Consider the following 7,048-nt stretch of genomic DNA (forward strand, 5'->3'; position numbering starts at 1 on the left):
AAATTAGGGAGTTGCATGGGGATCTTGGAGGCGCTACGATGAGCCCGTAAATCACAGCCCATTGGCTCCCGCAGATAAAAAATATAGACCTAATGCACTTATAAACAGCCGCTTACGGTGGCTGTATCTATGCGTCCCGAACTAATACCGATTTGCAGACCACTACGCTGGCTCAATCGTGTGGGAATTGAAAAACCATGAGGCACTACCGCTATCATCCATTGAAAACGTTACGTTTTCATGGATACCTGTGCGCGAACACAGGTGCGGAATAACACTAAACGATCGCACACCATGTCCTCTCAGCAGTTTCCAGACCATTGATTAACACCAGAAAAAGCCCTGCAATGCAGGGCTTTTTTGTTTTTGTTGAAGGAGAAAAAGGCTATGGCCACAGACTTCATGCATGCGTGTAACCAGGTGATGAGAGGGAATCGGGATGGCTCGTTTGCGACCCAGACAGACCGCCGTCGCACCTTAGCCTTAGTTGATCGCCAGTTGCGGGAGCTCGGCGTGCGTCGATTGCAGCTCCGAAACCTTGGTTCCCGTCATGTGGCGGCGTTGCTGGCGCGTTGGCAACAGGAGGGGTTAACTGCTGGCACCATCAAAAACCGTATGTCACATCTGCGCTGGCTGTCGGATAAAATCGACAAGAAAGGCCTTATTCCGCGTTCTAACGCATCCAATGGTATTTCCTCACGTAAGTACGTCACAAACCAAGATCGGAGCGTACAGCTCGATTTAGAGCGTTTAAATGCGGTTTGTGACCCTTATCTATCGGTGTCGTTCCGTTTGCAGGCTGTGTTTGGCCTGCGCCGCGAGGAGGCCATGAAGATCCACCCTGCGTTAGCCGACCATGGAGGGGTACTGCACCTGGACAAGACCAAGGGAGGAAGACCCCGTGATATTCCAATCCGGACACCTGAACAACGGGAGCTCCTGGAGGAGGCCAAAAAACTAGCCGGAGGCGGTTCGCTTATCCCTCCAGAGCTGCGTTACGTGGAGCAGTTGAACCGTTATAAAACGGCTTGTATTCGGATGGGATTGGAGCAGGCGCATGGGTTACGCCATGGCTACGCACAGCAGCGTTATCTGGAACTGGCCGGAAGGCCGTGCCCAGCTGCGGGAGGGATGTCTCGTAGAGAAATGTCATCGCAGCAGCGTAGGGAGGACAATCAGATCCGTTTGCAGATCAGCGCCGAACTTGGCCATGGTCGGATCGATGTTACTTCCGTTTACCTAGGTGCCTGATACGGGAATTTAGCATGCCAAATTTATTGATTATGTAACAAAATCATTGCATATTGATTATGTTACATAATCAATTTGGAGAAAGCGGGTATGTCTGAAGAGAAAGTTGAGTACAGCGTTAGTGGTCGGGGAGGATTTCGCCCAGGGGCAGGACGAAAAGCTGAGCGGGGAAAAACCGTGGTTATGAGGGTTCCAGAGGCATATAAAGCGGCTATCGATGGGTTGATAAAGCATCTCGATGACAGCAAAGACATCGATAAATACCATAATGAAATGAGCTCTGAGCCCCTGTTCTTCCGTTCATTGAAGGGGAAGCCGCAGCAATTGATATTTATTACCTCACCCAAAAAATGATTCCATTTATCCTTTTTCCATGACCCGATTTAGCATGCTAAATCGGGAGTATCTGCTTGCATGTTAAGTCGTGAAAACAGCAGTTTCGGTGAAGATGAAATTCTTTCAACGCTCTGGTATCGAGCTCTTTTTTACCTCTGGAATGCACCTTATTTAGGCCTGATTTCCCCGAATTAAACTCTGTGCGATGAGCGCATGGTGGTTTCTGGCAAGGTGTCGTTGAATGCGGAGAAATTGCAGAGCCAAAACCGAAAATTGAAAGGATGAATAGGCGGGGCAGGATGTGTGAAGGGGGCCCCTTCACTGTTCCTGGTCTACTACAGTAGACCAGGGATTCGCACTGATGCGCTCTACCAGTAGCAATTCAATTGATATGGTTACAAAATCAAAATTGAAGAGTGTTTCTTTTGGACTCTTGTGCCGCTACAATGTTGCTATACGTGTATAGCAAATGAGGTTGTCATGCTTGCAATTCGATTACCGGAAGACGTGGAAGCCCGTCTGAATGCGCTTGCCAGCCAGACTGGCAGAACCAAAACCTTCTACGCCAGAGAGGCTATCCTGGCACATCTGGAAGATCTCGAGGATTACTACCTGGCCGCTCAAACTATCGCGGATATTCGCCGCGGGCAGGAGAAGGTTCATTCCACTGCGGATGTGAGGGCAGCCCTTGGCCTGGACGATTAATTACTCCGACAAAGCACTTAAAGCTCTGAAAAAAATGGACAGACAGAGCGCCGCAAGGATTGTGGATTTCATGGAACAGCGCGTGGCCGAGCTTGATGACCCTAGGCAATCCGGCAAGCCGTTGAAAGGCGAACTTGGTGAGTTTTGGCGCTATCGGGTCGGTGATTATCGTGTGCTGTGTGACATTCGGGATAGTGAGTTGGTGATTCTAGCTGCGTTAATCGGCCACAGAAAGGAGATCTACGAACCGTGAAATTGCATGAGATTGGGGCCGAATTTGATAACCCTGACCTTCTGGAGCAGCTGCAATTGGATCGCGGCTCCCCGTTGGTGCAGGAGATATTTCAGCAGTTTAACGCACTGAAAGGCATGGATAGCAAAGATCCTGAGACAAAAGCGGCCTTTGAGGCGCTGTTCAATAGTGGACTGGAGTATTTGACGAGCGTGGGGGTTGTTGAAAACGCCAAAGGCGCAAGGTTTGTCTTTCAATCACACCTGGACGAGCTGCCTGCAATCAAGCTTCCGAGTTGATTGCGTTACAAAATCAACCCGCGCAGATAGACGTCATTCATGCTTGCCGTGTTGTTTTCCGGCGTAAATGAGAACGGCCAAGGTCAAACAAATGGGTAATAGCACCATGAACAGCATGAACGCCTCGTTGGTTCTGATCATCTCATGTATCCAGTTCATCTCGTGCTCCTATCGAAGTGGATTAGCCGTGATTGTAGGCCATGTACCCGAGCATGCAAAAGCCGATGAGAACTAAGAACCCCCGAAATGATTAAAATTTCGCCTGTTGTCATATTGCTCCTCCAGCTCTTCTATTTGGCTAAATATATCGCAAAAGACTCAAAGTGCTGAGCGATATCGACACCATGGAAGCGGAGTGTCGAGATGATTTTGAAGCGTTGTTTAACCTCGCTGCCGATTACCTGGTGAATGCGGGAAGGATTGATATGCCCAAAGGTGGGCGGTTGATGCTTGAACAAGATGGGGCTGAGCTGCCGAGTATCAAGTTACCAAACTGAGCTGGCTAAACTTTGCTTTTTGTAGCTTATTCTTAGATTTTGTACCCAACGGCCGTTTGTGTTTTACCTCCTCATGGAGGAGTTTATTCTGAAAAAATCTTTCAGTCGTAAAGCGCTATTTTTTGATGGGTATAAGGTGATTTTCGCCTCTTTCCCATGCTTTCTTGGCTGAGGTTGGCGAAAGTTAGTCCAAAGTCTGGGATTTACCATAATGGCCGTTGAGCGCACCTGAAAACGTTCGTAATGCGAAATTTTTGTTCCTATGTGACCAGGGAGCTCGTGATGTGAAAAACTACTGTGCTACCTGCTATCCTTGGCTGTAACATAAAACCTCAATTCAGAATGTATGGTGAATAATGGTTAAAATCATAGACTTAATGAGATTTTTTGTAGCTTTGATGTCTTTGGCTAGTTTGTTTTTGAAGTACTTTACTCGGTAACTTGTAGGGCTTCTCATGTGGACAAGAGAATGGGGGGCGATTTCGCCCTCTATTCTTTCCTCGCATTATCTGGGAAATTGTATTTCTCTCTGATTTCTTCACGTTTGGCTATGTCTGCAAACGATAGTGCCTCTTTAGGCCATTCGGGATCATCTTCAGGCTTTGAATTTGTTACATTATCATGTTCGTCTGAAGCTGATGCTGGTTTATGTTCTATGCGATTTCTCAAATCCAAAATGATTTCTTTCATCTCGAATTGTTCGTTTTTCAAATCTCTTATGAGCTCCAAAAGATCATGATAATGTGGTGTTTCAAGCTGTTGCTTTGTTTTTGTTTTAGGTGTTGCAATAACCTTCATCTCACCATAAACACGAAGTAACTCTGAGGTGTCAACTAATGGATTTCCATCTCTATCTCTTTCTGCTGAAAGCTTGCCAGACTTGATGTGGCGCCAAATTGTGACCCTGCTTTTATTCACCACTTTTGCCGCTTGAGAAAGATTTAGTTTTGCCATGTTGCACTTATCTTAGGCCAACGGGCCTTTTGGTGTTGCATATGATGCATTTTATCATAGCTTACTGAGTTTTTTCTTTAATGGCGTTAGGTCGTATAGATTTGTCAGCCCTAGGTCTGTTACTTTCAGTGCTCTAATTTTTTTTTCCAAAACCCCCTTGTTGACCAGCCTGTTGATGGTGCGCTGCGTAGTTCTCTCATGTTGACCCGTTAGAGCTGAAAGGGTCTTAATTGATGGAAATATGACAGAGTCATGTTCGTGATAGAACGAGATTATGTGGATAAGCATGATTAGTTCTGAGTTGGTTAATTTTAAGTCTGTTTGTTTCTTTAACAACTTGTTTGGAATCACTGTCCATCCAGCGTCTAGAGCGTTTCGGCCCCACTTGTGAACCAAGGTGTTTGGCATTTCCATGGTTACTCTCCCATCGATGCATTGCTGTAATTTTACTTTTAAAAAAAATTTTTTACTAAAAAGTATAGTAACTCTTATGTTTAAGAGTTAATTATAATTAACTCTTAAACATAAGAGTTACTCATTTTAGGGTGGCATTTTTGCCATGATGCATTGTGTCTCATAAAAAGTAAACTTTCAACTAATCGAAGAATTCCCATATTAGGGAAGTGGAGTGGTCCAGTTGGAGGTTAACAGTATGTTTTTTAGAGAAGAAGATTGGTTTTAAACTAGTGTTTCCGCTGGTATCATCGGGGCCCATTTGGGCCCTTTTTGATTTTTATGCATCGAGACTTCTCCGCCAAAGAGCGCAAATTAAGATTTGTAATCAGAACGATACTTGTTGCCTCTTTGGTCATAATTTTTCTTTATGCATTGGAATTGCTTGGTGTCGTTATCAACTTCGCCAAGGAAAACCCTACAGCAACTACAGGTATTGGTGCCGCAGTGGTAGCTTATTTTTCTCTGCTGAGCACCATCAGAAATGCTGTGGTTAAGAATGCTATCGACTTTGAAACCACGTACAAACATAACGAAAAGATTGTCAATTCTAGCTTGCTCATCAAGGAAGTTGTTACATCAAAAAACTCTGATGAGATTGCTGAATATGGCTTAGAATCAAACTTTTTTTCTGAAGAAGCTAAAGCTTTTACCGTTGTCTTTAACGAATGGGAGCGGTGTGCGAACGGCATTTACCACGGTGTATACGACGAGGATTTTTTGTACGGAATTTATGGTACAACCGTTCTGTTTTTGTATGAGCGGTGCAAGCCTTACATAGATAAAAGAAAGGATCACAACCCAAGAGTTTACAATCGGTTTTCGTGGCTTGCGTTACGCTGGAAGGCTAGGAGGGGGCGCGAAGATAGAGTTTAAATATCCATTTTTATTTGCCTGTTTTGCTTGAATGTAAATGCTAACGCGGCCACATTTCGCCCCTTCTTGATTGTCTCGTATGTGATCACCAGATCGCTGCGTTGGTTGAGTTCTTCAACGCTTGGTTTGATTACATCACGATTCAATATTTTGAACTGCTGATATTTATCAGCAAGCCCTAGCGCTGAACGAAAATCATCTAGCGAAATTACTCGGCTGTTGGTGGCGTTAAAGCGCATTAGCAACTCGTAGAGCCTGATTGAGTGGCCAGATTGGAGGTTGGCAATACTACGGAGTTTGTACGTTGTAAAACGACTCTTGAGCTGGCTGATGTACTTCAAAACATCATCCGTCCAAGTGATGATCACTGCCCCATCGCCTTTGAGCTTTTTAACCCCCTTTTGAATCCATCTTAGCTTCACTTCCTCGTGGTCGTCCTTGAGGATAATCACAGCATCAAACAGCGTATCTGCTGCTTTGTAGAGGTCTCTACGGGCGTTGTGAGTGATGCCCATTAGCTCCGCATATTCTGCAGCCGTTAGGCGCATTTCCTTGGGGATCTCACCTCTTGGATCTACCTTCCCAAGACAGGCTAAAACGAGCTTTTGAGCCTGTACGTTAAGACGATAACTAGCATCGATCAGATGGTTTGATTTAGTGACGGTGAAGTTATTCATGGGTGATATTATCCATTATGATACTCACCTATATCATAGGTGATATAGGCCGTCAATAATGTCACCCAAAACTGTGAATTAGCGTGTCAATCCTCTCACCTATAAACTGCCTTAGCGTGTCAATCCTCTCACCTATAAACTGCTTTAGCGTGTCAATCCTCTCACCTATGATCGCTACATCTCTCTCGTACCAATGGCTACAGAGGCGCTAAAAACAAGAAAGATCTATAAAAACAAGAAAGATCTTTTTAAAAAGGGCTTCATCTGTGGATAACTACCGTAAATCTCTCCACCAAGAAAAAACAGCGGCTGCGCCGCGACCACGGGGCTACGCCCCAAGGTCGCCTAAAGGCTCCACCCTTCCCCAAAAATGCCCAGCCACTTCCTGCCTGACGGCAGGGGCTGGATTATTCCTGGTTCGCACTTTTGTCTCCGACCATCCAGCGACTTCATCGCTGCCAAGGCCGTATGCCTGCGGCGCTTGCCGCTACGCGGCTGTCTGACAGAAGAAAAAGGCAAAATCGATGCGCCGGCATGAAGCCTGATTAGCGTGAGTCTGTCTGGCTGAATGGCGGGGCTGGCAGTGGGGCGAAACGCCCCACGTTTTGCTTTTTGCGGGGCTGAACGAGAGACAAAGAGGGTGGGGAGAGGCGCATCTGTCACTGGTGTTTGCTGCCAGTGACAGATGCGCCGGGGGCTCGTTATGCGGGCATCTCCCACCCTCTTTGGCTCATGGTGGGCACGTGACGTCGGGGAATTGCTAAAAGG

At 46.1% G+C, this 7,048-nt stretch carries 10 protein-coding genes; 7 read left to right on the forward strand and 3 right to left on the reverse strand.

Features of this window, described 5'->3' with window-relative positions:
* Window positions 1-387 precede the first annotated feature (387 nt).
* The 6 genes from ACWAU4_RS22335 (at window position 388) to ACWAU4_RS22360 (ending at window position 3,320) form a co-directional block, all read left to right on the forward strand.
* Window positions 388-1,251, forward strand: coding sequence for a phage integrase N-terminal domain-containing protein (locus ACWAU4_RS22335; protein WP_454290584.1), 864 nt, complete (start codon window positions 388-390; stop codon window positions 1,249-1,251).
* A gap of 90 nt (window positions 1,252-1,341) precedes the next feature.
* Window positions 1,342-1,605, forward strand: coding sequence for a hypothetical protein (locus ACWAU4_RS22340; RefSeq protein ID WP_144136173.1), 264 nt, complete (start codon window positions 1,342-1,344; stop codon window positions 1,603-1,605).
* 462 nt (window positions 1,606-2,067) lie between these two features.
* Complete coding sequence (gene relB / locus ACWAU4_RS22345; RefSeq protein WP_335919106.1) at window positions 2,068-2,292, forward strand: type II toxin-antitoxin system RelB family antitoxin; 225 nt, start codon at window positions 2,068-2,070, stop codon at window positions 2,290-2,292.
* The gene (locus ACWAU4_RS22350) at window positions 2,276-2,545 is read left to right on the forward strand and encodes a type II toxin-antitoxin system RelE family toxin (protein WP_454290585.1); all 270 of its coding nucleotides are present in this window, start codon (window positions 2,276-2,278) and stop codon (window positions 2,543-2,545) included. Before relB ends, ACWAU4_RS22350 begins: the two co-directional genes overlap by 17 nt.
* Window positions 2,542-2,823 carry a hypothetical protein gene (locus tag ACWAU4_RS22355; protein WP_342181197.1) on the forward strand — a complete coding sequence of 94 codons (282 nt, stop codon included), beginning with the start codon at window positions 2,542-2,544 and terminating at the stop codon, window positions 2,821-2,823. Before ACWAU4_RS22350 ends, ACWAU4_RS22355 begins: the two co-directional genes overlap by 4 nt.
* A 323-nt stretch (window positions 2,824-3,146) precedes the next feature.
* Window positions 3,147-3,320 carry a hypothetical protein gene (locus ACWAU4_RS22360; RefSeq protein WP_335919108.1) on the forward strand — a complete coding sequence of 58 codons (174 nt, stop codon included), beginning with the start codon at window positions 3,147-3,149 and terminating at the stop codon, window positions 3,318-3,320.
* Window positions 3,321-3,809: 489 nt separating this feature from the next.
* Here ACWAU4_RS22360 and ACWAU4_RS22365 read toward each other — a convergent pair whose 3' ends face one another.
* Together ACWAU4_RS22365 and ACWAU4_RS22370 are read right to left on the reverse strand one after the other, a co-directional pair.
* Window positions 3,810-4,274: a MerR family transcriptional regulator gene (locus ACWAU4_RS22365; protein WP_454290581.1), complete on the reverse strand. Its 465-nt coding sequence runs from the start codon at window positions 4,272-4,274 to the stop codon at window positions 3,810-3,812.
* Window positions 4,275-4,328: 54 nt separating this feature from the next.
* Window positions 4,329-4,688 carry a helix-turn-helix domain-containing protein gene (locus tag ACWAU4_RS22370; protein ID WP_454290582.1) on the reverse strand — a complete coding sequence of 120 codons (360 nt, stop codon included), beginning with the start codon at window positions 4,686-4,688 and terminating at the stop codon, window positions 4,329-4,331.
* Window positions 4,689-5,009: 321 nt separating this feature from the next.
* Between ACWAU4_RS22370 and ACWAU4_RS22375 the strand changes: the two genes are divergently transcribed.
* Window positions 5,010-5,603: a DUF4760 domain-containing protein gene (locus tag ACWAU4_RS22375; RefSeq protein WP_454290586.1), complete on the forward strand. Its 594-nt coding sequence runs from the start codon at window positions 5,010-5,012 to the stop codon at window positions 5,601-5,603.
* Here the strand turns inward: ACWAU4_RS22375 and ACWAU4_RS22380 are convergent.
* Window positions 5,600-6,280: a replication initiation protein gene (locus ACWAU4_RS22380; RefSeq protein ID WP_454290583.1), complete on the reverse strand. Its 681-nt coding sequence runs from the start codon at window positions 6,278-6,280 to the stop codon at window positions 5,600-5,602. The genes ACWAU4_RS22375 and ACWAU4_RS22380 overlap by 4 nt on opposite strands.
* Window positions 6,281-7,048: the final 768 nt, after the last annotated feature.

It is taken from the genome of Shewanella sp. FeAMO (genome assembly GCF_053653955.1).

Bases quoted from the DNA above. Each gene is read 5' to 3' on its own strand.
- ACWAU4_RS22375 (WP_454290586.1), top strand. From the start codon at position 5,010: ATGCATCGAGACTTCTCCGCCAAAGAGCGCAAATTAAGATTTGTAATC.
- ACWAU4_RS22335 (WP_454290584.1), top strand. From the start codon at position 388: ATGGCCACAGACTTCATGCATGCGTGTAACCAGGTGATGAGAGGGAAT.
- ACWAU4_RS22365 (WP_454290581.1), bottom strand. From the start codon at position 4,274: ATGGCAAAACTAAATCTTTCTCAAGCGGCAAAAGTGGTGAATAAAAGC.
- ACWAU4_RS22380 (WP_454290583.1), bottom strand. From the start codon at position 6,280: ATGAATAACTTCACCGTCACTAAATCAAACCATCTGATCGATGCTAGT.
- ACWAU4_RS22340 (WP_144136173.1), top strand. From the start codon at position 1,342: ATGTCTGAAGAGAAAGTTGAGTACAGCGTTAGTGGTCGGGGAGGATTT.
- ACWAU4_RS22370 (WP_454290582.1), bottom strand. From the start codon at position 4,688: ATGGAAATGCCAAACACCTTGGTTCACAAGTGGGGCCGAAACGCTCTA.
- relB (WP_335919106.1), top strand. From the start codon at position 2,068: ATGCTTGCAATTCGATTACCGGAAGACGTGGAAGCCCGTCTGAATGCG.